Origin of the sequence: Brevundimonas sp. (assembly GCF_032055285.1) — a bacterium.
In the GTDB taxonomy this organism is placed as follows: Bacteria; Pseudomonadota; Alphaproteobacteria; order Caulobacterales; family Caulobacteraceae; genus Brevundimonas.
The window spans coordinates 33200-56231 of record NZ_DAMBRE010000002.1 but is presented as its reverse complement, the minus strand read 5'-3'; the positions used below and the strand labels follow the sequence as shown (position 1 = coordinate 56231).

The window sequence follows — 23032 nt, the reverse complement described above, 5'->3', positions numbered from 1 at the left end:
GCCGACGGCGGTTCCAGGATCGTCGTCGGCGCGACGCCGCCTCCGATGAACGACCGTCAGTCGACGCCGCCCGTCCAGGGCGGCGGGTCGCTGGCCGGAAATGAGTCGACGCCCGCCCGCTCCACTTCATCAAGGGGTTCGGGTGGGCGACGGCGCCGAATGATGCCCTCCTGAGCGCCTTCAGCGGCGATCGCCGCAGCGATCAGCGGCGCAAGCCCTATGGCGTTGCTGTCGTGTGGAATGGAATCGCTTGAGACGATCCGGTCGGTGAGCCCCTTCAGTTGCTCATGGGAATCCTCAGCGAACACACCGTGGACAACCGCGCAGACCGGTCGCGGGAAGCCCTGAAGCGGCAGTTTTCGAGCGGCTTCAATCAGGGTGTGCCCTGACGAGGCGATATCGTCGACGAGGACCGGATATCGGGCCCTCCATTGCGAGAGGTCAGGAACCTCGACATCGACGTTGCGGTCGCCGTGCCGAACCTTGCGCAGCACCGCATAAGGGGCACCGATGCGCCTGGCGATCTCAGACACCCACTGCTCGCTCTCCTCGTCTGGCCCGATGATCAAGGGCTCACCGACCTCTGCGGCGATCCAGTCTGCAAGGAGAGGCGCGGCGTGCAGCGTCTGAGCGGCGATCGTGTAGAGCGCGGACAGCGCTGGATACCTGTGCAGGTGCGGATCGACTGTCACGAGGCGATCGAAGGTCGAGGAAACAAGCCGCGCGAATGTCTTGGAGGATATGGCCTCGCCAGCCTGGAAGCGTCGGTCCTGGCGCATATAGGAAAGGTAGGGCGCGATCAGCGTCACTTCGCGCGCGCCGAGCGCGCGGGCGGCGTCCGCGGCGAAGACGAGGCGGAGGAAACCGTCATCGGGCCGCGCGAGCGTGCAGACGAGGCAGACCATCTTGTCCGCGACGTCGGAAAGGATGCGGACATAGCTCTCGCCGTCGGGAAAGCGCCGGGTCTCGATCTCGCCCATCTCCCACCCGCCGGCTTCGGCTAGCTGGCGCGCGAATACTTCGTTGCCGGGTAGCGGAATTATCAGTCGCATGCCGTGTTTCCCTGTCGTTCGAAGGTTGTTGCTCGTTTGTGGAATTCGCCCCCTGGAAGACGACCATCGCGGATGGTGCGGCCGAGCGGAGCTGCGGATCGCATGAAACGCCCTCGCTTCTGCCTCAGCAGGACGCCCGCATCGCGGCCGACTTCCGGTAGATCGCCCGGATCAGGTAAGGTGACGCTCGCGCCGACAGGCACATCTCATCATCCGTTTTTGTTGGGCGGGGTAATCACTATGTCGCTCCGGCAGATCGCAGGCAAGCCGACGCGATCATCGGCCGGGCCGTAAGCTTTCCGGGCGAGTGGCGTCATACGCGCGACCGGATCAGGACCGGAACGCTTGCGGAAGGCGAGGATTCGATGCGCTGGGCGGAAACATGGCGGGGCGGCTACGGAGCGTTTGTGCGAAGCCCGGAGACCGTCGAGCGACTGGCCGCGGCGACCGAGCGCCTCGTGCGGCGCGGCGCGTGGCCCGACGAGGAGTCGGTGTATCGCATGCTGGCCGCGGCCGACCGGCTGGCCAGCGCCGCCATGTGGGTGGTGGCCCACATGACCTATGCACGCCGGGTTGACCTGTCGGGCGCCGCCTTGCCGGCCGAGGCCTTCAAGTCGTCTCCGGAGGGGCACACCGGCGGCTCGCTGAACATGGCGCCCGCCTTCGTCGGCTATCTGCTCGCCAATTCGCTGTCTGGGGGAACGCGTTCCTGGATCATGGGCCAGGGCCACTGCGTCGCGGCCGTGGAGGCGGTCAACGCTCTGACCGGGGACGTTTCGCCGGGACAGAAGGGTCGATACGATCGGTCCGAGGCCAACCTGTCCCAACTGGCGTCCGACTTCTACAGCTACGCCATCGGCCCCGATGGCCGCCCGGGGGTTCCCCTCGGCAGTCATTCCGGCCCGGAAACGGCGGGTGCGGTCTCCGAGGGCGGCTACCTCGGCTTCGCCGAACTCGAATATGTCCACATGCCGCTACGCGGGGAGGGCCTCGTCGCCTTTCTGAGCGACGGCGCCTTCGAGGAACAGCGGGGCTCTGGCCGTGTTCGACGACGGACGCCGCACCTTCATCGCCTTCGGGCCGGGCCTGGAGGCCGGGGAGGCGCCGGCCCTGTTCGTCATCGCCCCGGACGGACAGGCCCAGTACGTGAATTACAGGCAGTCTGGCGGCCTCTTCATCGCGGACCGGCTGTTCGATCGCGCCGAACTGCGGATCGGGGAGCGCCGACCGCAGATCGTGCGAATTCGGCGTCTCGGGGAGGCGCGGCCATGAACGATGTCCAGCCTCCCGGAGTCGGCCAGTCCGCAGCCGCTCCCAAGAGCCCGGCGCTGGAACTCGACGGCCGCGCGCCGCGTCCGGCCGTGGTCCGGCTGCGGTCGTCGATGGTGAAGCTGGTCATCGGGAGCGCCGGCCTGGTGCTCGCCGGGGCCCTGATCTGGGCCTTCGTGGTGCAGCCGGAGCTGCGCGAGGCGTCCCGCGCCCGCGTGGCGGGAGGCCGCGACGACGATGTCCGGCGCGCTGTGCGACCGGCCGAGCAGGTGACGGACCAGCCGGCCACATATGACCGTCTGCCGCCTCCGAGAGGTGAAGCAGCCGCCGAGCCGGTGGCGACCCATGTCCGTGGGCGCGATCGGAGGGAACCCGTAGCGGGCGGCTACAACGCGCCGACGCAGGGCCGGGGCGCTGGGCCCGATGCGCGGGACCTGGCCGTCCGCTCGGGCCTGATGTTCGAAACGGCCGGTGCGGATCGTCCTGCGCCCGTCGCCGCGGCATTGCAGCCGGTCTCGACGCGCACCGGAGATTTAGGGCGGGCGCCCGGGAGCGACGTCTACAACCGGCACGGCCTGACGGCCCCTATCTCGCCCTTCGAACTGAAGGCCGGGACCCTCATGCCGGCGGTCTTGCTGACGGGGGTGGATACCTCGCGGCCGGGGCCGGTGATCGCCGCCATGACCCAGAACCTTTACGACACAGTGGCCGGCCGGCACCTGCTGGCGCCCCAGGGCTCCCGGCTCATCGGGCGGCATGAAGGCGATAGCGCCTATGGCGACCGGCGCGCCTTCATCGTGTGGGAGCGGCTGATCCTGCCCAATGGCAAGAGCCTGGTGCTGGAGGCCGAGCCGGGCGTGGACGCGCGCGGCGCCGTCGGGGTGCAGGGGCGGGTCGACCGGCGTCTCGGCGCCCTGGTGATCGGGACCCTGTTCGCCGGGGCCGTCACCACCCTGGGACAGATGGCGCGCGACGAGGGCGTTCGTGGCGGGGGCTCCTTCCTCGGGGATGCCGGCGACGCCGCGGCGATCGAAGGGGCGCGGGTCGGCGGCCGCCTGATCGACCGGGAACTGGAGGTGCGGCCCGTGGTGCGCGTGCAGGCGGGCGAGCGCGTCCAGGTGATGATCACCCGCGACCTGATCCTGGAGCCTTACAGATGATCCGGACCTTCACGCCCCGCGGCTGGGCGGCTGTCCTGGTTGCGGTGACGGCCGTCCCGGGCCTCCCGGCGGCCGCCAGAGCGCTGCCGACACTCGTCCTTATCAATGAGACCCGGAGCCTTCCGCGAGGGCTCTACGTCCGGCGTCCCGGCGAAAACGTCCAGCGAGGCGCGACGGCGGCCTCCGTTCAGCCTGACAGCGCACGGGCCTACCTGGCGAGCTTGGGCGCTCCGCCCGACATGCTCCTGCTCAAACGGGTGGCGGCCGTGGACGGCGACGTGGTCTGCCGGGAGGGCGAGCGGGTGTTCACCCCGGCAGGCGAGGCGAGGGTGCTTGGGCAGGACAGGCGCGGGGCTGTCCTGTCGGCATGGGCAGGGTGCCGTCGGCTTGAGGCGGATGAGGTCTTCCTGCTGGGGGAGGCTGCAGAGAGTTTCGACAGCCGCTATTTCGGCCCGGTGAATCGCCGCGAACTCAGGGGCGTCTTCACGGCGGTGGCGACATGGTGAGGCTGGGCGCACTGACCCTTTCATTCGCGCTGGCCGGGACCGCTGGCGTCGTACAGGCGCAAAGCGTGGACTGGCGTGCGGCGGGGGGCGACATGTTCGGCGCGCCGACCGTCGTGATCCTTGAGACGGTCGATGAGGAGATCGTCCGCATTCCCGATCTGGATCCGCCCTATCGCGAGGCGATCGCGGCGGCGGCGGCCCGCCATGGACTGGACGCCAAGCTGCTCCACGCTCTCGTTTTGACAGAAAGCGCCTATCGGCCGAACGCTGTCTCCCCGGCCGGAGCGGCGGGCCTGACGCAACTCATGCCGGGGACAGCGCGGGACCTCGGCGTCGAGGATCGCTTCGACCCGGTTGAGAACCTGCGCGGCGGCGCGGACTACCTGGCGCGCCAGCTCAGGCGTTTTCAGGACGTCAGGCTGGCTCTGGCTGCGTTTAACGCCGGGCCGGCCAGAGTAGCCTCCCTCGGGCGCGTCCCTCGCATAAGGGAGACCGAACAGTACGTTGAATCTGTTATTGAATGCTATCTCGCCTTGAGCGCCGGCCGGGTCGTCACGAACTCACGCCAGTGCCGGCGGGAGGGCGCGCCATGATCCCTGACGTTTCCGGCGATGACGCCATGGTTCCGCAGGGCGACGATGATCTGTTGACCCGTGCGGAGGCCTCGGCCTTCCTCGCGCTCCTGGGCGTCCGGCTCAAGCCCGCCACCCTCGCGCGCCTCTGGTCGACGGCGTCCAACGGTCCGCCCTGCCGCCATATCCGCTCCAGGCCCTACTACCCGCGCGGACTGTTGCGGGACTGGGCGAAGGCGCAGATCACCGAGGTGCGGACCGGCGCGCCCCCGGCGGCCAGGAGCCGGGGCCGTGCGTGAGATCGGCGCCATTGATCACACGACGTTGGACGGACTGCTCGCGGATCCGGCGACGAGCTTCGCCCTCAAGGCTGTGATCGAGGCATGGGCTGAAAGGGATGGTCTGGATGCGGAGCATGACGCCCGTCTTCTCCATGCCGCCCTCGCCAGGGACGTCGACCATCGCCTGGGCCTGGCGCCGTGAACTTCCGGGTGGATGGAGAATTCATCGATTCAGGCGGACCGGAGGACCGGTTGCTGCCCTGGAGGCGTGTCCAGGACATCGCGGGCATCAGTCGGTCCACGGCCTGGCGGATGCAGCGGAACGGAGAATTTCCGACGCCCGTGACGGTTTCGCCGGGTAGGGTGGGGTGGTGGGAGAGCGAGCTGACGGCCTGGAAGGGCGCGCGGGGGACGACGAGGGCGCTGGTCCCGCCTTCGAGACCTCGGCTGCCCGGCATGCCGCGCCGGGCGCCCGGTCGTTCAGCGCCGGCGGCGTCGAATGGAGTCTGTGATCGACAAGAGAAGTCGGAGGTCTCGAAGGAGGCTACGAGACCGCCTGAACGAAAACGGCGCGCCCGCCCGATCCACGTCGATCAGATCGACTTCGGCTTTTAGGCGATCAGGCTTTGCCTTAAGAAGATGACGTGGGGGCGACCGACCTCGCCTTCACGGACAGTTCGGACCGTCTCTCGCCGAGCGGGCCGAACTGTCATTCCGTGATGCGCGACACTGTCAGGCTTCGGGCGATCCCTCGCAACATCATCATCGAACGACGCCGTGAAGAACGGCTCCGGCGGCCCCTATCACAGGGAGCGGGCGACATCGGCCAAGACAGTCTGGCTGGCCTTCAATGGGAAACTGACAGCAGAGTTGGACGAGTGTGTCTTCCTGAACCTAGGCCGCCGATAAGTTCAGCGCGGTTTAACCATCGGTCGCCACGCTAGTGGAGTTCGCTGCCGTCCTCAGGATTCACATTTCGCAAGCGTCCTGACCTCTCCTGAACCAGAAGTTCGACCGTTTCACCCTTGGCCAGGCGCGTTCAGGCCGTTCTGATGGCGGCATCAAGGGCGTCGACGCTGAAATCGAAACGGCCGGCTTCAAGTCCGGGGCATAGGACCTGCCATATCCCGCCGCGTTGCACGACAATGATGCGAGTGAGGTCAGGTGCGGCCGACATAGGGGCTCCCAGGAGACGCGCTGAACCATAGGAGGACGGTGCGCCCTCGAGCAAGACGGTTCTGATTTCGGCTTCCAGACTTCGGTCCGACAGTAGCCGGCTCCCTCAGCAGAAGTGCGGGGTTTGGTTGCAGCGAGTCTGCTCCGCCCTGCGGAACTTCGACGAATGGTCCGCGTTCCGTGGATTCCTCCCCCAGGTCGGGAGGGCCACGGTCCGACCATCACGCTTTTGGCACCCCCTGTTGGCGCGCTGGTCGGACCGTTTCTATTCACTGCACATGTCGTTAAATCCGTGGGCGATATTGGCCTTGCGGTAGCGTGGGGTCTCGGGGTTTCCGGGCGGCGGAGGTGATGGCGATGGCGAAGTATGCACCCCTGGTGCGGTATCTGCGACGGCAGCGGACACCGGAAGTGACGCTGACCTTTCGTGATATCGAGAGGATTGTCGGAGGCTTTCTGCCAAAAGCGTCCTCTGACCTGGATTGGTGGCGGGCGGAGGCTGCTGCGTCAGCGCCGCCGCAGAAGCGCGCCTTTGCCGAGGCGGGTTTCACCGCCCAGCCAGAAATCAGGTCCGAGCGGGTTCTATTCGTTCGCGCTGCTTCGACGTCCCTGCATGGATCCCAGGCCGCCGGATGATATTGCGCCGTAGAGAAGCGTTTCGCAGCGCCTGAGCTTCGAGCCGTGACTTCAGGGGGCGTCAGGACGCGCCTGCATCGCCCATTGTTCACTTGAACCGGTCCAGACGTTCGCCGATCAGCTTGATGTTGGTCCTGGTCACGCCGTGGGCCTCGGCCAGGTCGGGCCAGTCGCGCACTGCTGCGCGCGTCTGGTCGATGATTTCGTTCACCCGCGTCTTCTTGAGCGCGGCCGTTTCGCCGAGCCGCCGCAAGTGATCGACGGTGGGATTCCGGCCTTCGCCCATCACCATCGTCGTCTGCTCGGCTCCGGGACCGGAGGAGAAGGTCAGGTCATAGGCAGGCGATAGTCGCCATTCGCCTTGCGCGTTCATGAGGAAGGTGAAGTTCTTGGCGTGATCGTCACGATTGTGGGCGATGACGTTGAAGGCGGCGAGGCGAAACATCTTCTCGACTTCGCGCACGTCGCGGGTCAGTCGCGCGGTCAACGCCACGAGGCCTTCGTAATCCAGCGAAGGAATCCGGTGGTCGGCGTGAAGCAGGCCCGAGGCCGTGTGGGCGTGCAGGCGCTTGTCGCCATCGCGATCAAAGCGACGGGTGGCGAAGTAGGCGGCGCCCCTGCCGGTCGTGAGGAGACGCGTTTCCATCATCTCGATGCCTGCGGCGAACGCCATGCGAGCGTAGGCGAATTCGATCGCTCCGGCGTCCTTGCCGTCATGGCTGTTGGGAAACTTGACCAGCCAGTGATCATAGCCGTCTGGGAGCGATCGTGCGCCGTGCAACGCCTCCCCGGAGACCGTATTGAAACCGATCATCGCTTTCGGACGCGCGCCCGCCGATGAGCCGTTGAGGGCGATGAGTTCGGTCAGAACGTCATCCGCCTGACCCTCGAGCACCTCCTGGGCCTGATCGGCGATCCGGTCGAGTTCTAGCGTCTGGGGGGGCGCCGCCTCTTCAGGCGTGAGGTCAGGCTCGTAAGTCAGGGCGCCCATGCCATGGGCGCCCACGTGCGCCAGCCTGTCGAGCGGGCTGAACTGTTCCGGAAGAAGGCCCTGGACGCGCAAGGCGCGATCGAACAGGAGGCGGCCCCAGCCATCGGGCAGACTGTCATTGAAAACGCCCGGCAGGCCTTCGAACAGGGCGGGATCAGCCGTCTGAAGGCCTGGTCGCAACGGCAGGCTGAGCGGTGAAATTTCGACGGCGTTCGCGATGAAGTCGGCGTCGTACTCGAAATAGATTCTGCGATCGCGCGCGGCCAATCGGCCCACGCGGATTGGGCCTTCGCCGAAGTCCAGACCAACGGCCACTGCGGGTACGGGTGAAAGGTTCATGTGCGCCATCCGTTCTTCCGGCTGGAGCGAGGATCACCCTTCAGGACCTCGTCAATCGAGGCAAACGTCAACGCTTCTGGTTTGGCCGCCTCGATGGTCGCCTCAAGGCCGCCGACAATGGACAGCAGCTTCACAAGAGCTTCGGTGGAGCCCAAGCCAGTACGCTCGAATTTACGCAGCGTCCCCAGAGGCACGCCGGATCGTGCAGAAAGACCAGCCTGGGTGAAGCCCATCGCAACGCGGCGCTCACGGATATTTCCGCCGAGTTTCTCAAGGGCGCGAGCAGGGGTGATAAGTGATATCATCAGAGCGATAATAGGGCAAAGTGCCAAATAATGATACCATTCTATCACTAATAGTTCTGGTGACGGCGCTCGCTAGGCGCGCGCCTTATCCTGCAGTTTGATGACCCGTTGCGGAGATCGATGATGAGGTCCCCGGACCGACGCCGCCGGGCGGGCTTGTCGTTTGCTTCTCCGCGTAGGCTAGGCCGCAACCTTCTTCGCCGCCCGCCGGTTTACAGGTTTGGTGATCAGTTTCGCTCCATTTCCAGGTCCGATCTGATCCAGCGTCGAGCCCATAGGCTCCGCAGGGAGGCCCGTCCCCCTTCGAGGTGGCGGGTCCTCTTCGTTTTTGGGCTGCGGCGGTCCTTGTCGGCGTGGTGCTGTCGGCGGCCCAAGGCCAAATGCGCGATAACGTTTATTGTTGCGTATCACTCGCATTTGCATTTATGCGACGGGGATTCCTCCAGGAGCCCCCATGTTCTTTTCGCCGCGTCTTCCGTCGGTCCGCCGCAACGGCCTTGTCGCCATGTCCGTTTTGCTCGCCGGAACGGCGTTGGGATCAACCGCCGCCGCCCAGACGGCGCGACAGGCGCAGGGCGAGACGGCGAGCTCGGTTGAGGACGTGGTGGTCACGGCGGCCCGAACCATCCTGCCGGCCAGCGCCCTGCCGATGACGGTGGAGGTGATCGACCGAAAATCCCTGGCGGAACAGGTCGCCATCAGCGGCTCGGTGATTGATGCGGTTGCGACCCTGTCGCCGTCCTTTTCGCCGACGCGACAGAAGCTGACCGGTTCGGGCGAGAGCCTGCGCGGCCGCTCGCCGCTTTTCGCCATCAACGGCATTCCGCAGTCGACGCCGATCCGCGACGGTTCGCGTGACGGCTATACGATCGATCCCTTCTTCGTGGACCGGGTCGAGCTGATCTACGGCTCCAACGCCCTGCAGGGCATCGGCGCGACCGGCGGCGTGGTCAATCAGGTGACGGTCGGTGCCCCGACCGCGGACGGCCTCAGCGGCCGGATGCTGGCCCAGGTCTCCAGTTCGGGCGGGCCGGAAGGCGATGGGATCGGCGCCAAGCTAGGCGGTCTGGCCGCCTATCGTCACGGAGACTTCGACGGCGTGTTCGGCGTGGCTTACGACCAGCGCGGCGCCTTCTATGACGCGAACGGTCGCCGCGTCGGTGTCGATAACACCCAGGGCGAGGTGCAGGATTCCAAGGCCCTGTCCTTCTTCGGCCGCTTCGGTTGGGACCTGAACGATACGGTGCGCCTGGACCTGCTCGCCAATCGGTTCGAGCTGAAGGGCGACGGCGACTATGTGGTCGTGGCCGGCGATCGTCTCATCGGGCGTCCGGCCAGCAGCAAGCGCGGGCAGGTAGAAGGACAGCCTGCCGCGAACCGGGTTGAGACGGTGTCAGCCTCTCTGACCGACAGTGATCTGGCGGGCGGCGACTTTTCCGCCCAGGTCTTCTTCAACCGCACGCGCGACACCTTTGGAGGCGACCGCTCGGCCACCTTCCAGGACGCCAGCATTGCCCCCATCGGCACCCTGTTCGACCAGTCGTCGAACCGCTCGCGCAAGCTGGGCGCGCGCGCCAGTTACGAGCGGGCTGTGCCGGGCGTGCCGGGCCTGACCGCGACCCTGGGTCTGGACGCCATGAAGGACCGCACCGAGCAGTTGATGATCGCCACCAACCGCGCCTGGGTGCCGCCGACCGAGTTCCAGAGCGTGGCGCCCTTCGTCCAGGCCAATATGCGCCTGTTCGACGGCCGGGTGCGCCTGGCCGGCGGCGTGCGCCAGGAGAACGTCGAACTGTCGATCGACGACTTCACCACCCTGGCCTCCTACGGCTCGCGCCGGGTCACGGGGGGCAAGCCCAAGTTCGAGGCCACCCTGGTCAACGGCGGCGTGGTCTATGAACCGCTGGACGGCGTGCGCGCCTATGTCAGCTACGCCGAGGGCTACACCGTGCCCGACGTGGGCCGCATCCTGCGTTCGATCAACGTCGACGGGGTCACGGTCGAGGGCTTCCTCGACATCAGTCCGGTCGTCTCGGACAATCAGGAGATCGGGCTGGAGGTGAAGCGCGGTCCGTTCGAAGCCGGGGCGACCTACTTCTGGTCCTCGTCGGACCTGGGTCAGTTCCTCGTTCGCAACGCCGACGGCGTCTATGACGTCCAGCGCCAGGCCGTCGAGATCGAGGGGCTGGAGCTCAACCTGCGCGCCCGCACTCCGATCGAGGGGCTGACGGTTTCGACCGGCTACGCCCGCCTGCGCGGCCAGACCGACACCAACGACGACGGCCGGGTGGACCGGGACCTGGACGGCGCCAACATCTCGCCGGACCGCATCAACGCCGCCGCCGTCTACGCCAACGGCCCGCTGTCGGCGCGCCTGCAGGTCCAGGCCTATCTGGCGCGTGATTTCGAGGGCGGCGACGTGCGCAACAATTTCGAAGGCTACACCGTGGCGGACGCCTACCTGCGCTATGACTTCGCCTTCGGCGGGGTGTCGCTGGCGGTGCAGAACCTCTTCAACGAGGACTATGTGACCTATAGCTCCGACACCAGCAATCCGGCCGACAACCTGCGCTACTTCGCCGGTCGGGGCCGTTCCTTCACCCTCGGGTGGGACCGTCGCTTCTGATGCGTCTGGTTCGACTGGCGCATCGCTGGACCGGGGGGCTGATCGGCCTGCTGCTGTTCGTCCTGGGGCTGACCGGGACGGTCCTGGTGTTTAAGGACGACTGGCTGCGCCTGGTCGTACCCCACGCCGCAGAGGCGCGGGTTTCGGACCCAAGTGCTATTGGCGCGGCGCTGGATCAGGCGTTCGCGGCGCCGGACCGTCCGCGTTCGGTCATCCTGGCCTCTGATAGTCTGGGCGTCCTCCGACTGAACTATGAGGACAAGACGCGCGGCGCCTACGCCGCCCAGTCGGGCGCGGTCGTAGCGCGCTGGGAAAGCCTGTGGGCGCGGCCGGAGCTGTGGCTGTTCGACCTGCACCACTATCTGCTGATCGGCGACACGGGAAAAACCATCGCCGGGATCGCGGGCCTGGCGGGTCTGGGCTTTGTCGTCACCGGGGTGATCCTGTGGTGGCCCACGCGGCGCACCTTCGTCTTTGCGGTCATGCCGAGGGCGTGGAAGCGCCCAGGGATCGTCAAGCATCATCGCGACATGGGCGTGTGGAGCGCGCCGGTCCTGGCCGTCGTCCTGACGACCGGGGCGATCGTGGCCCTATCGCCCCTGTATGACGGATTGGCCCAGGCCTTGTCGCCGGGCGCCGACCTGAAGGCGGTCATGGCCCAGCCGGAACATGAAGGGGGGGTGTTGTCCGCCGATCTGGACTGGCCGGCTATGATGACGGCGGCCCAGGCCCGCTTCCCTGACGCCGAGGCGCGCATCGTCTCCCTGCCAACCAAACAGGGCGGTCTGATTGGCCTGCGGATGCGGCGGACGGCGGAATGGCTGCCCAACGGCCGGACCCAGGTCTGGTTCGATCCCGCCGATGGACGGATTGTCGGAACACGCGACGCCATGGGGCTGCCTCTTGGGCTGTGGGTCATTAACGCCCAGTACCCGATCCACGCCGCCAAGGTCGGGGGGCTGGCCTATCGACTTGTGGTCGCCGCCTCCGGGTTGGCGCTGACCCTGCTGGGATCGCTGGCGGTCTTCACCTTCTGGTCCAACCCGAGCGGACTGCCGAAACGGCGACGCCCAAGCCCAAGTGCGCGGCGTGTCTAAGAGGTTGGGGCGGGAAGAGGTTCGCCAGACTGACACGGGCAGAGGAGAGGATCCTACGGTGAGGGTCTATCTCGCTCGAAGCGACGGTCCGCCTCCAGGCGTTCAGCCAATGTCCGCTACTGGCGGATACTGTTGAAAAAGTCCGCGAGCCGGCCGTGATCGGCCTTTTCGGCTCGATCTGGAGCCGTCGCGGAAAACTAAGCGATTGATTTCATTGGGGCGGAATTTCGGGACCCGCCCGTGGTTTGCGCCGTTTCAGCGGTCGCCGGACTTTTTCAACGGTATCGGCGCTTTGCCGACCTAGGTGGCGGGCGACGGACAAAGATCGTCCGAGTGACGGGATGGGGCCCGCGCGGTCGTGGGTTCAGGGAAGCCCGAGAATGGGTGAAGCTCGTGCGAGAATGAGTCGGAGACGGATGATGGCGAAGCGGACCGGGCGACTAGCAGGTTTCGAAGTCTATCGCGGCAAGGGCCGGCGCGCGCGTCGCGTGGGCGTCGCCAAGGGGGGGATTCTGTTCAATCTCTATATGACCTGGCTTCGTCGAGGCGAAGGCGTGGGGGCGAAGCCATCTGGCATGATCAAGCGGAGAGCGGCGCGGCCTCAAGGTCTTTGAAACACCATGGCGCCACCTGAACAGCCGTGAAAAGGTGGGATTCAGGCATAGAGTTTTTGATGGGTGGTTTGATGGGTGAGGCCCCCGAGTGGGGAAAAGTTCAATGAAATCAAGGTCGGTGGCGGAGAGGGTGGGATTCGAACCCACGGTACGCTTCCACGTACGCCGCATTTCGAGTGCGGTACATTCGACCACTCTGCCACCTCTCCGCGGGGCCGATATTCGCTTGGTCGAGCGAGGGGCTTCTCTAGTCAAAGGCGGCGCGGGCTGCAAGCCATTGAGCAAGGAAATTCGATAAAATTTTCAGCGCTGTCCGGGCAGGGTCAGGCCGGGGGCGGGACCGCCCAGGGGATCGGCGCCGATGAAGCGGAAAAGCTCGGCCGGACGACCGCCGGTATCGCTGGAAAACACCCCTGTGGCCTGAACCAGGCCGGCCCGTTCCACGCCGCGGCGGAAGTTCTGCTTGTGCAGGGAAAGCCCCGCCACGGCCTCGGCGGCGGCTTGCAGGGTGGACAGGGTGAAGGTGTCGGGCGTCAGGTCGAACAGGACCGGGCGGTACTTCAGTTTCGAGCGGAGACGGCCCAGGGCGGTGGCGACGATGCGGCGGTGGTCCGAGGCCATCGGCAGGTCGGCTAAGTCGCCGAGGGGCGGCGGTGCGGCGCGGTCGTGGTCGCGGGCGGATTCGGCGACCAGACCGGCTTCGTAGAGTAGTTCATAGCGTTCCAGCACCCGCTCTTCGTTCCAGCGGCGGTCGGGCGTCAGGGCGAACAGGGTCTCGATGCGGCCCAGGCGACGAGCGTCATCAGCAGCCCAGGCGCGCAGGGCGAGGGTCAGGGTCTGCATTACCGCAGGGGGACCTTCGCGCCAGTCCTCCCAAGGGAAGATGTCGAAGGCGGGGGTCCAGGCGGCGTCCAGGCCGGGGGCTTCAGGCGCGTCGGCGGTCAGGGCCAGATAGCCGACCGAGACCTCTCGGGCGCGCTCGGGGCCGGGCGTGGCGCGCGGCGAGGCGCGGCCCGCATCGCCGAAGGTGTAGAGCTGCTCGACAAAGCCGAGAGGAAAACCCGTCTGCTCAGTGACGAAGGCGCGCAGGGCCAGCTCGAAGGTGCGGTCGCGCGCCGGGTCGAAGGGGCCGAAGGGCAGGGCTGGGGCGCCGTCTGCGGCATGGGTGGTCAGGACCACGGCCTGACCGGCGCGCAGGGCGATGACCACGGCCGACAGACCGATTCGCACGCCCTGTTCCTTGCCCTGAAGCGCCCCCGCTTGCGTCATGCAGTGTCTATTCCGTGTGCCAGGCGTCGGCGCCGGGCAGGATGCCGACAGCTTCGGCCAGAACACGGTAGCGGTCCAGATAGCGCTGCTGCGCCACCGAGGCGGGCAGGGGGTCGATGATCAGGTCGTAGCCGGGGGGCGGGGCACCGAAAATCTGCAGCGACTCGCGACGGTTGAACCCGGCCAGTTGCGTCGCCTCATAGAAGGCGCAGGCGCGGTCGGCCTTCTTGATCAGGGTCTTGATCGTCTGCGGCGTCTTGGGCGGCAGCTGGAAGCGGACGTGGATGGCGGCCTCCAGCCGGGCCTCGAAGTCCTTGTAGCCGGCGCCCAGGGCCGACTTGAACGGAGAGATCATGTCGCCGATCACGTATTCCGAGGCGTCGTGCAGCAGGGCGGCCAGGCGCCACTTGGGCTCCAGCCCCGGACGGATGTGGGCGGCGATCTCTTCGACCACCAGGGAGTGCTGGGCGACCGAGAATGCATGCTCGCCGATGGTCTGGCCGTTCCAGCGGGCGACGCGGGCCAGGCCGTGGGCGATGTCCTCGATCTCGATATCGAACGGCGAGGGGTCGAGCAGGTCCAGGCGGCGGCCGGACAGCATCCTCTGCCAGGCGCGCGGGGGCTTGGGGGTTCTGGGTTTCGGCTTGGGCGCCAGGTCTTCGTGTTCTTCAGCCAAGGTCGGGGTCCTGCGCATGGGGCAGGTGAGGTGACCCATCCCGAACGCCCGATCAAGGGCAAGCGTTGCGATTCGTGGGGGTTAATCCCCGACGTTGAGCGTCACCAGCGCCTTGGCGGCCTCGAACACGCGGTTTTCATTGCGATCCTTGCCGCGCACGGTGGCGACGACGATGGGGCCGCCCGAGGGGCCGCGGGCCTCATAGCCGACGATGCGCCAGCCCGTGGTCGAGGACTGGTCGGCGGTCATCATGAAGGTGGCGCGGATGGCGTCGCCGGGCGAACTGGTGCGGATGCGGGCTCCGCCGTCGCTGGCGTCGATCGTCACAGACTCGGCGTCGGAGGTGGCGTTGGCGCTGGAGCGGACGTTGACCTGGCTGTTCTTGTCGTCGGCACGGATGGTGATGCCGCCGATCTTGATGTTGGCGCGGTCGCCGTCGGCGTCGATGTGCATGCCTGGCAGACGGACCGTCGCCTTGTCGCCTTGGGCGTCGATGCGCATGCCGGGGGCGCTGATGTGTGCGGAATCAGCGGCGGCCTCGGCGGCGACTTCCGCCTTGGCTGCGGCGCGTTCCGCCTCGGCGCCGGCCCGATCGGCGTCGGCTTCGGCCCTGGCGGCGTCGGCTTCGGCGCGGGCGGCGTCAGCGCGGGCGCGCTCTTCGCGGGCGCGCGCTTCGGCCAGGGCTTCGGGCAGATCGGCGGACAGGCGGTCCTCGAACCCCTTGAGAGCGTCGTGGACGGAACCGCCGTTCAGCGACACCAGATGGAGCGTCACTTCCGACCCGCGCGGTCCGCTGTAAACGCAGGTGTTTCCGTCGGCGCGAGCCGAGCCCTTGCGTGTCAGCACGCCTTGCGTCTGCGGGCATTGCAGGGCGTCGACCACCTTGAGCACCCCTGCCTCATCCTTGCCGGACGTGGTCGAGGTGATGCGGACCGTGCCGGCATTGTCGCAGGCGGCGGTCATGAGCGCCAGGGCGCAGACGGGCCAGAGGAGATGATGCATGGTCGGCTCCTGTTCGGGTCCGATTGTGCGCGCAAGGCGCAGCTATTCCAGTGAAATCGCGGTAATCGACGGCGGCGGGAAGGCGGTCGTCTCAGGAGCCGGGACGGGCGCCTTCGCGGCGGTTCAGGAAGGCCAGCCGCTCGAACAGGTGGATGTCCTGCTCGTTCTTCAGCAGGGCGCCGTGCAGGGGCGGGATCAGCTTGCCGGGCGTCTTTTCGCGCAGGGTCTCCGGGCTGACATCATCGACCAGCAGCAGTTTCAGCCAATCCAGCAGTTCGGAGGTCGAGGGCTTCTTCTTCAGACCCGGCGTGTCGCGGATCTCGTAGAAGGTCTTCAACGCCTCGGCCACCAGACGCGGCTTGATGCCGGGGAAGTGGACCTCGACGATGTCCTGCATGGTCTGCGCGTCGGGGAAGCGGATGTAGTGGAAGAAGCAGCGGCGCAGGAAGGCGTCCGGCAGTTCCTTCTCATTATTCGACGTGATGACGACCACGGGACGGATTTCGGCGCGGATCGTCTCGTCCGTTTCCTGGACGTAGAACTCCATGCGGTCGAGTTCCTGCAGCAGGTCGTTGGGAAACTCGATGTCGGCCTTGTCGATCTCGTCGATCAGCAGGACGGGGCGGGCCGGGGCGGTGAAGGCCTCCCACAGCTTGCCCTTCTTCAGATAGTTGCGCACGTCGTGGACGCGCTCGTCGCCCAGTTGGCTGTCCCGAAGTCTGGAGACGGCATCGTATTCATAGAGGCCGTTGTGCGCCTTGGTCGTCGACTTGATGTGCCAGGTGATAAGCGGCGCATTCAGCGCGCGGGCCAGTTCATAGGCCAGAACCGTCTTGCCGGTGCCCGGCTCGCCCTTGATCAACAGGGGGCGCTCCAGCGCCACCGCCGCGTTCACCGCGATCTTCAGATCGTCGGTGGCGATATAGTTGGACGTGCCTTCGAACCGGCTCATGAACAACCTGCTCCAATCGGGGGGAGTAGAGCAGGTAGCTTATCAAGACGCGCCTGAACAGACCGCCGGGCGGCGGTTCAGGTGATCCGCTTGGCCGAGACGGGGTCGCTGGCCGGGAAGGTTTCCTCGACGCCTTCGTCAATCAGGGCTTCCTGGCGATTTTCGGCGTCCTTTTCCTGATCCTTCAGCTGATCCGGCTTGCCTTCCTCGCGCGGGGCCTTCTTGGCGGGCGGAGTGTTGGGGTCGGCGTCTTCCTGGACCTTGGTCGGGTGATGGTCGCTCATGCTCGCTCCTCGCTATCGGGGCCGTAGCCCAGGTCCTCGATGTCGTCGTCGGACAGGCGCTTGGCCTCCCAATGGGCGGCGCTGGCCTGGGCCCCGCGCTGGTTGCGCATAAGGCCGGCATAGACCAGTTCCACTTCGTCAGGAGCAGAGCCGACTTCGCCGTTGGCGTCGGCCTCGCTGAGGCGGATCGAATCAAGGCCCAGCAGGGCGTCGGCCTCGGCCTCCACGCCGTCCAGGGCCAGGTTGCGGTCCAGGTCGAGGTCGTCCTCGTCGAAAGCCTCGTCGTCGGCGTCGCCGTCGGCCTGGGTGACGTCCAGAACATCGTCGATCTCGTCCAGCGACAGCTCGCCTTCGCCCTCGTCGTCGATATGGGTCTCGTCATAGACCTCGGCTTGGTCTTGAGCGTCGAAATCGATCTCCGGCCTGCTCATCTGCGCCTCCTTGTTGAGAGGTAACGGCGCAGGCTGGCGCGACGTTCCGCCCTGTCGAAAAGGGTGGCGGCGCAAGGTGTTTTCCGCAACGGCCGGTGAAGGGATGGTTAACCACGTCGCTTTACAGTTCTTCAGGCGCCGACCGTTCAGGCTGCGGTGCGCTACGGAGATTCCCTTTGCCGCTGAAACTATCGCTCAAGCCCGGCGAGAAATTCGTTCTGAACGGCGCCGTCGTCCAGAACGGCGACCGGCGCGGGGTCCTGGTCCTGCAGAACAAGGCCAGCGTCCTGCGTGAAAAGGACATCATGCAGCCCGAGGACGTCACCACGCCCGCGCGCCGCATCTACTTCCCGGTCATGATGATGTACCTGGATGAGACGGAAGCGCCGAAATTCTATGATGAGTTCGCGCTGCGCCTGACCGAGTTCATGGGGGCGATCCGCAACCCGGACATTCTGGCCGAGTGCGTTTCCTGCTCCAAGCACGTGCTGGCGCGGCAGTACTACAAGGCCCTGATGGGCGCCCGTAAGATCGTCGATTACGAAGACCAAAGGCTCGGCAATGTCGCTTCAAGCGTACAAGACGGCGGCGACGCGGGCTGAATCACCGCGCGAAATGGAATACCGGCTGTTCGGCCAGGTGACCCGCGCCCTGATGCACGCGTCCACGGTCGACAAGTCGGACATCACCACCCGGATCGACGCGATCGACTGGAACCGTCGGCTGTGGTCGACCCTGTCCACCTCGTGCAGCGAGCCGTCCAACGCCATGCCGCAGGCGCTGCGGGCGCAGATCATCTCTTTGGATCTGTTCATCGGGCGGCACAGCTCGGCGGTGATGCGGGGGGACGGTGATTTCGAGACCCTGATCGACATCAATCGCATGGTCATGCAGGGCCTGGCGCCGCCGGCCCAGGCGGCTTGACGGCTGTTTGATCACGAAGGCGGGAGCGGCCTTTACGACGGGCCGCAACCAGTCCTAGCCTGACCTTCCTGTTCAGCAGTCGAAAGGAGGTGGCCAGTGTCTCATTGTCATCAATCGCGAGCGAAGGCCGCGATCTGGACCTCGCGTGAGGCCCGGGCCTGATCCTTAGGGAAGGCAGCGGTCAGGCCGTTCGCGGTCAGACAATGAAGCGCCGCTGGGGCAACCCGGCGGCGCTTTTTTGTGGGCGCTAGAAGAGGGTGCTGACCCAATGAGCGATGCCGTGGACGATGGCGACGACCGTCGTCCAGACCAGGGCCAGATAGACGCCGCAGATGGCCGTGCCGACCAGTCCGGCGATGATGAAGACGCCATCGCGCTGGATGATGGCCAGGCCGAAGATGGCGAGGGTCAGGCCGGGCAGGGCGTCGCCGAACGGGACCGGAAGGGCCATCATCATGGCCAGAAGGATGCAGATGATTCCGATGACCAGATCTGCGGCCTCGCCGGTCATGGCGGGCCAGCGCGGCCGGGTCAGGCGTTCGGCGCGGCGCAGCAGTTCGAGGGTCGTGGGACTGCCCGGACGCTTCCTGACCGCTTGGCGAACCCAGTCCGAAAAGCCGTAGCGGGCGGACCCGCGACCGAAACCGACCTGAACCTCGCTCAGCAGCACCCAGCGGCGAAGCCAACGCGGCGCGGCGAAGTGGGACGCCAGCAACCGCTTGTAAGTCTCCCGGCCGATGGTGGCCTTCATGAGCCAGCGCGGCAGCCAGACCTTGTCGCGTTTCAGGGCCAGTTCGGCGGCGATCAGGATGATGGGGGCCGAGAACACCGCCTTGCCGCCGGGCGGCCAGGGCAGCAGGGCCATCAGCGACAGCATCAGGATGACGGCGCCGAAGCCGCGCTCGCCGAAGGCCTCGACCATTTCCTTGAGCGTCAGCTTGGGATCGTCTCCATGGCCGAGAGATTCCAGAACGTCCGAAAACGTCCGGTTCTCATCCGGCGGCGGCGTGGAAACAAGCGTCATCAGGCGAGACTCGGGGAGCGAAGGTTCGCCAAGTTAGGGGCGGCGCGAACCCTGCGCCATCCCTGACGCGCGGGGTGCGGCTTAATGTTTCGTCACGTGCTCGGGCTTGCCCTTGCGGGGCGTGCGGGCGAATTCTTCCAGCTGCGTCTCGGTCATAGATTCGAGCATGGATTTCGAGGCGCCCTTCAGCTTGGACTTGGGCGTCTCACCGCGCTTGGCGGACAGGGCGGCCCCAGCGGCCTTTTGCTGGGCGGCGGACTTGGCGGGCATGGCTGCGGCTCCTTTCCTGGGAAAACCAACCGCCCGCCCGCCGTCGAGTTCCGTCAGCCCAGAAGCTCGCGTCCGATCAGGAAGCGGCGGATTTCATTGGTGCCGGCGCCGATGTCGTAGAGCTTGGCGTCGCGGACCAGGCGCTCGACCGGCCATTCCTTGGTGTAGCCGGCGCCGCCCAGGGCCTGAACGGCCTCCAGCGACACCTTCACCGCGTTCTCCGAGGCCAGCAGGATGGCGCCCGCCGCGTCATAGCGGGTGGTCTTGCCCTGATCGCAGGCGCGGGCCACTGCGTAGACATAGGCGCGGGCGCTGTTCAGGGCGACATACATGTCGGCGACCTTGGCCTGCATCAGCTGGAAGCTGCCGATAGCCTTGCCGAACTGCTTGCGCTCGCGGACGTAGGGCAGGACCACGTCCAGCGCGGCCTGCATGATGCCCAGGGGGCCGGCCGACAGGACGGCGCGCTCATAGTCCAGGCCGCTCATCAGCACGCCGGCCCCGCCGCCGACCGGACCCATGACGTTCTCTTCCGGGATCTCGCAGTCCTCGAACACCAGTTCGGCGGTGTCGGAGCCGCGCATGCCCATCTTGTCCAGCTTCTTGGAGACCGAGAAGCCCTTCATGCCGCGCTCGACCAGGAAGGCGGTGCAGCCCTTGGAGCCGGCCTCGGGGTCGGTCTTGGCGTAGACCACCAGGGTGTCGGCGGAGGGGGCGTTGGTGATCCAGAACTTGGTGCCGTTCAGGACGTAGCGGTCGCCCTTCTTGTCGGCGCGGGTGCGCATCGACATGACGTCAGAGCCCGAACCGGCTTCGGACATGGCCAGGGAGCCGACGTGTTCGCCGCTGATCAGCTTGGGCAGATACTTGTGCTTCTGCTCGGGCGTGCCCCAGCGGCGGATCTGGTTGACGCAGAGGTTGGAGTGGGCGCCGTAGCTGAGGCCGATCGAGGCCGAGGCGCGCGAGACTTCCTCCATCGCCACCACGTGCTCAAGGTAGCCGAGGCCGAGGCCGCCGAACTCTTCCTCGACGGTGATGCCGTGCAGGCCCAGCTCGCCCATCTCGGGCCAAAGCTCGCGTTTGAACTCGTTCTTCTCGTCGATTTCGGCGGCCAGGGGCGCCAGTCGGTCGGCGGCCCAGCGGGCGGTGGTTTCACGAATGGCGTCGGCGTTCTCGCCGAGGCCGAATTCCATGGATTGGGGCGCGAAGGGAATGCTCATGCCGCAAGGCGTAGCATCGCGCACGCGCTTCGCCTAGCGGCCTCAGGCGACGGGCTTATTGTTCCGCTTGCGCGTCAGGTTCCAGCCCGCAACGCCGATGAAGATCAGGCCGATCAGCGCCAGAACCCCGCCGATCAGAATGGTGCCGTCCGTGGCCTGATAGCCGGCCAGAACGCGACGGAAGGCGGCGATCCCGGCCGCAAAGGCCAGCAGGCCGATGCCGCCGATGAAGACCACGGCCCCCGTGTCGTTCAAGGCCGGGGCGGGGCTGCGCTTCTCATGGCGTAGGACCTGAACCGTGGCGGGGGCTGCGTCCTCGGCGAGAGATTCGGCGCGCGCACCTGGCCCCTGGACCGGGGCGGTCAACAGCAGGTCCAGCGGCGCGGGGCGGTCCGGAGCGGTGTCGAACAGGGCGCGCTCGGCCGAGCGGCGACGATAGGGGGCGTCGACGGCGGGCTGGACCCGATCCGGCCAGCCGCTCAGCGCCTCCGAGGCGCGGGCGGCGGCGCCGGCGTTCAGTTGCTCAAGGACATCGGAGCCTTCGAACCGCTGAACGCCGACCGAGAAGATGAAGCTGGCCAGGGCGTCGAACTGATGCTGGTTCAACGGGATCGAGACGCGGCTGTTAATGGCCTCGACGACGGGCAGCAGATCGTATTGCAGCAGCAGCTCTGCCTCGGTCTCACTGATCGTCGCACCGGGGCGGGCCGACTTGGTGTGGCCATAGCCGATGACCGCCACGCCGTCGCGACGACGCACGGTCCGGGGGCGAAAGCCCTCGAAGCTCTTGATCAGAAGCAGCCCCTCACGGGACACCTTCAGACGCTGGGAGGTTGTTGCGGACACGGACTGACCCAATTCGGAACGGGCGCGCTCGCCCGCAAGGCGAAGCAGCAAGCCGCGTTCCGAACGGCGTCGGATCAGAGCAGGACGCCCTTGTTAAAGCAGGACGATGGTCGCCAGGCCGAGGAAGATCAGGAAGCCGAAGAAGTCCGTCGTTGCCGTCACGAAGACCGCCGAGGAGACGGCGGGGTCGAATTTCAGCTTGGACAGGGTCAGGGGCGTCAGCACCCCGACGGTGGCGGCCACCAGCAGGTTCAGGATCATGGCCGCCGCGATGACCGCGCCGAGACGCCACTCCTGGAACCAGAAGCCCGCCGCCAGGCCGATCAGGGGCGCCAGGACCAAGCCGTTGGCCAGGCCCACCGTCAGTTCGCGCCAGAAGGTGCGCACGGCGTTGGACGAGGTCAGCTCGCGCGTGGCCAGGGCGCGCACGGTGACGGTCAGGGCCTGGGTGCCGGCGTTGCCGCCGATGGCCGAGACGATGGGCATCAGCACCGCCAGGGCGACGATCTGCTGGATCGTGCCCTCGAAGAAGGCGATGACCCCGGCGCCGAGGACGGCGGTGAACAGGTTGATGCCCAGCCACGGCACGCGGCCGCGCACGATCTCCAACACGCCCGAGGAGCGGTCTTCGTCCGAGACGCCGGCCAGGCGCAGGATGTCCTCGCGGTTCTCTTCCTGGATGATGTGGACGATGTCGTCGACCGTCAGCTGACCGACCAGCCGCCCGCCGCTGTCCACGACCGGGGCCGAGATCAGGTTGTACTTCTCGAAGATGTAGGCGACCTCTTCCTGGTCGACATCGACGTCGATCTCATTGACCGGCTGCATCAGCTCGGACAGGGGGGTCTCGCGCGGGGCGCGCAGCAGGCGGCTGATGGCCACGCCGCCGACCGGGTGGTTCAGCGGATCGACGACATAGATGTCGAAGAAGAGCTCGGGCAGTTCCTCGCCCTGGCGGCGGACGTGGTCGATGGTGTCGCCCACGTTCCAGAACTGCGGCGCGGCCATGACTTCGCGCTGCATCAGGCGGCCGGCGGAATCCTCGGCATAGCCCAGCGAGCTTTCGATCGCGGCGCGATCGACCTCGGGCATGGCGGCCAGCACCTTCTCGCGCTGGTCATCCTCCAGGTCCTCGACCACGGCGGCGGCGTCGTCGGAGTCCAGTTCCTGAAGAGCCTCGGCCAGGGTCAGGTGGGGCACCCGCTCCAGCACTTCTTCGCGGATGCCGTCGTCCAGCTCGGGCAGGGTGTCAGCCAGAAGATCCGGCGGCAGCCACTGGACCACCACGGCGCGGTGCTCGGCCGTCAGGAAGCCCATCAGGTCGGCGACGTCGGCGGGGTGCAGGTCTTCCAGCAGGCCGCGCAGGCGCATGCCGTCGCCGTCGTCGGCGGCGTCCACGACCTTTTCGACGAAAGACGCCGTCAGGGCGTAGTCCTCGCCCAGGGCGACGTGATCTTTGGTTTCGATTTCGGGAGCAGGGGCCGGGAAGGCGGTATCCGTGTTGGTCACG

General features: G+C 66.7%; 26 protein-coding genes and 1 tRNA gene. 12 read left to right on the top strand and 15 right to left on the bottom strand.

What is annotated here, in order from left to right; translation table 11 throughout:
* Positions 1-56 precede the first annotated feature (56 nt).
* On the bottom strand, positions 57-1052 hold the full coding sequence (locus RTY13_RS05815; RefSeq protein WP_178828376.1) for a ribose-phosphate pyrophosphokinase: 996 nt from the start codon (positions 1050-1052) through the stop codon (positions 57-59).
* A 1041-nt stretch (positions 1053-2093) separates the two neighbouring features.
* On the opposite strand from RTY13_RS05815, the gene RTY13_RS05810 reads away from it, so the two are divergent.
* The 8 genes from RTY13_RS05810 (at position 2094) to RTY13_RS05775 (ending at position 6652) form a co-directional block, all read left to right on the top strand.
* Entirely contained in the window at positions 2094-2324 is a 231-nt protein-coding gene (locus tag RTY13_RS05810; RefSeq protein WP_312781869.1) for a TrbG/VirB9 family P-type conjugative transfer protein, read from the top strand.
* Positions 2321-3481 carry a TrbI/VirB10 family protein gene (locus tag RTY13_RS05805; protein ID WP_312781867.1) on the top strand — a complete coding sequence of 387 codons (1161 nt, stop codon included), beginning with the start codon at positions 2321-2323 and terminating at the stop codon, positions 3479-3481. The genes RTY13_RS05810 and RTY13_RS05805 overlap by 4 nt, the downstream gene beginning before the upstream one ends.
* The gene (locus RTY13_RS05800) at positions 3478-3987 is read left to right on the top strand and encodes a S26 family signal peptidase (RefSeq protein ID WP_081461856.1); all 510 of its coding nucleotides are present in this window, start codon (positions 3478-3480) and stop codon (positions 3985-3987) included. The genes RTY13_RS05805 and RTY13_RS05800 overlap by 4 nt, the downstream gene beginning before the upstream one ends.
* On the top strand, positions 3981-4580 hold the full coding sequence (locus RTY13_RS05795; RefSeq protein ID WP_040345370.1) for a lytic transglycosylase domain-containing protein: 600 nt from the start codon (positions 3981-3983) through the stop codon (positions 4578-4580). The genes RTY13_RS05800 and RTY13_RS05795 overlap by 7 nt, the downstream gene beginning before the upstream one ends.
* Positions 4577-4858, top strand: coding sequence for a hypothetical protein (locus RTY13_RS05790; protein ID WP_115616103.1), 282 nt, complete (start codon positions 4577-4579; stop codon positions 4856-4858). Before RTY13_RS05795 ends, RTY13_RS05790 begins: the two co-directional genes overlap by 4 nt.
* Entirely contained in the window at positions 4851-5042 is a 192-nt protein-coding gene (locus tag RTY13_RS05785; RefSeq protein WP_003164900.1) for a hypothetical protein, read from the top strand. Before RTY13_RS05790 ends, RTY13_RS05785 begins: the two co-directional genes overlap by 8 nt.
* Entirely contained in the window at positions 5039-5455 is a 417-nt protein-coding gene (locus RTY13_RS05780) for an AlpA family transcriptional regulator (protein ID WP_081461855.1), read from the top strand. The genes RTY13_RS05785 and RTY13_RS05780 overlap by 4 nt, the downstream gene beginning before the upstream one ends.
* Before the next feature lie 918 nt (positions 5456-6373).
* Positions 6374-6652 carry a toxin-antitoxin system, antitoxin component gene (locus RTY13_RS05775; RefSeq protein WP_081461937.1) on the top strand — a complete coding sequence of 93 codons (279 nt, stop codon included), beginning with the start codon at positions 6374-6376 and terminating at the stop codon, positions 6650-6652.
* 88 nt (positions 6653-6740) lie between these two features.
* Here RTY13_RS05775 and RTY13_RS05770 read toward each other — a convergent pair whose 3' ends face one another.
* Together RTY13_RS05770 and RTY13_RS05765 are read right to left on the bottom strand one after the other, a co-directional pair.
* Positions 6741-7982 carry a type II toxin-antitoxin system HipA family toxin gene (locus RTY13_RS05770; protein WP_040346661.1) on the bottom strand — a complete coding sequence of 414 codons (1242 nt, stop codon included), beginning with the start codon at positions 7980-7982 and terminating at the stop codon, positions 6741-6743.
* A complete protein-coding gene (locus RTY13_RS05765; RefSeq protein WP_248601207.1) occupies positions 7979-8335 on the bottom strand; it encodes a helix-turn-helix domain-containing protein in 357 nt (118 codons plus the stop codon). The genes RTY13_RS05770 and RTY13_RS05765 overlap by 4 nt, the downstream gene beginning before the upstream one ends.
* Positions 8336-8741: 406 nt before the next feature.
* On the opposite strand from RTY13_RS05765, the gene RTY13_RS05760 reads away from it, so the two are divergent.
* The gene (locus RTY13_RS05760) at positions 8742-10913 is read left to right on the top strand and encodes a TonB-dependent receptor (protein WP_312781865.1); all 2172 of its coding nucleotides are present in this window, start codon (positions 8742-8744) and stop codon (positions 10911-10913) included.
* Entirely contained in the window at positions 10913-12010 is a 1098-nt protein-coding gene (locus RTY13_RS05755) for a PepSY-associated TM helix domain-containing protein (RefSeq protein WP_312781864.1), read from the top strand. The genes RTY13_RS05760 and RTY13_RS05755 overlap by 1 nt, the downstream gene beginning before the upstream one ends.
* A gap of 733 nt (positions 12011-12743) precedes the next feature.
* Here RTY13_RS05755 and RTY13_RS05750 read toward each other — a convergent pair.
* The 7 genes from RTY13_RS05750 to RTY13_RS05720 all read right to left on the bottom strand — a co-directional run bounded on the left by RTY13_RS05750 (position 12744) and on the right by RTY13_RS05720 (position 17238).
* A tRNA-Ser gene (locus RTY13_RS05750) sits at positions 12744-12833 on the bottom strand.
* A gap of 94 nt (positions 12834-12927) precedes the next feature.
* Positions 12928-13893, bottom strand: coding sequence for an NrtR DNA-binding winged helix domain-containing protein (locus RTY13_RS05745; protein WP_312781863.1), 966 nt, complete (start codon positions 13891-13893; stop codon positions 12928-12930).
* Between the two features lie 7 nt (positions 13894-13900).
* Positions 13901-14494: a YfbR-like 5'-deoxynucleotidase gene (locus tag RTY13_RS05740; RefSeq protein WP_105564487.1), complete on the bottom strand. Its 594-nt coding sequence runs from the start codon at positions 14492-14494 to the stop codon at positions 13901-13903.
* A gap of 156 nt (positions 14495-14650) precedes the next feature.
* Positions 14651-15571 (bottom strand): methyltransferase type 11, encoded by a 921-nt coding sequence (locus tag RTY13_RS05735; protein ID WP_312781860.1) that lies wholly within the window; start codon positions 15569-15571, stop codon positions 14651-14653.
* Between the two features lie 91 nt (positions 15572-15662).
* On the bottom strand, positions 15663-16523 hold the full coding sequence (locus RTY13_RS05730) for a MoxR family ATPase (RefSeq protein WP_312781858.1): 861 nt from the start codon (positions 16521-16523) through the stop codon (positions 15663-15665).
* A 77-nt stretch (positions 16524-16600) separates the two neighbouring features.
* Positions 16601-16807 carry a hypothetical protein gene (locus tag RTY13_RS05725; RefSeq protein WP_312781857.1) on the bottom strand — a complete coding sequence of 69 codons (207 nt, stop codon included), beginning with the start codon at positions 16805-16807 and terminating at the stop codon, positions 16601-16603.
* Positions 16804-17238 (bottom strand): hypothetical protein, encoded by a 435-nt coding sequence (locus RTY13_RS05720; RefSeq protein ID WP_312781856.1) that lies wholly within the window; start codon positions 17236-17238, stop codon positions 16804-16806. The genes RTY13_RS05725 and RTY13_RS05720 overlap by 4 nt, the downstream gene beginning before the upstream one ends.
* A gap of 176 nt (positions 17239-17414) precedes the next feature.
* Between RTY13_RS05720 and flbT the strand changes: the two genes are divergently transcribed.
* Together flbT and flaF are read left to right on the top strand one after the other, a co-directional pair.
* Positions 17415-17840, top strand: a complete 426-nt coding sequence (gene flbT / locus RTY13_RS05715) for a flagellar biosynthesis repressor FlbT (RefSeq protein WP_312781854.1) — start codon at positions 17415-17417, stop codon at positions 17838-17840.
* Positions 17800-18162, top strand: coding sequence for a flagellar biosynthesis regulator FlaF (gene flaF, locus RTY13_RS05710; protein ID WP_312781852.1), 363 nt, complete (start codon positions 17800-17802; stop codon positions 18160-18162). Before flbT ends, flaF begins: the two co-directional genes overlap by 41 nt.
* Before the next feature lie 247 nt (positions 18163-18409).
* On the opposite strand, the gene RTY13_RS05705 is transcribed toward flaF, so the two are convergent.
* From RTY13_RS05705 to mgtE, 5 genes are all read right to left on the bottom strand, one after another.
* Complete coding sequence (locus tag RTY13_RS05705; protein WP_312781850.1) at positions 18410-19186, bottom strand: exopolysaccharide biosynthesis protein; 777 nt, start codon at positions 19184-19186, stop codon at positions 18410-18412.
* 81 nt (positions 19187-19267) lie between these two features.
* The gene (locus RTY13_RS05700) at positions 19268-19456 is read right to left on the bottom strand and encodes a DUF3008 family protein (RefSeq protein WP_312781848.1); all 189 of its coding nucleotides are present in this window, start codon (positions 19454-19456) and stop codon (positions 19268-19270) included.
* A 53-nt stretch (positions 19457-19509) separates the two neighbouring features.
* Positions 19510-20676: an isovaleryl-CoA dehydrogenase gene (locus tag RTY13_RS05695; RefSeq protein ID WP_312782520.1), complete on the bottom strand. Its 1167-nt coding sequence runs from the start codon at positions 20674-20676 to the stop codon at positions 19510-19512.
* Between the two features lie 42 nt (positions 20677-20718).
* Positions 20719-21573: a lysozyme gene (locus RTY13_RS05690; protein WP_312781846.1), complete on the bottom strand. Its 855-nt coding sequence runs from the start codon at positions 21571-21573 to the stop codon at positions 20719-20721.
* A gap of 42 nt (positions 21574-21615) precedes the next feature.
* The gene (gene mgtE, locus RTY13_RS05685) at positions 21616-23031 is read right to left on the bottom strand and encodes a magnesium transporter (RefSeq protein WP_312781844.1); all 1416 of its coding nucleotides are present in this window, start codon (positions 23029-23031) and stop codon (positions 21616-21618) included.
* Position 23032 lies beyond the last annotated feature (1 nt).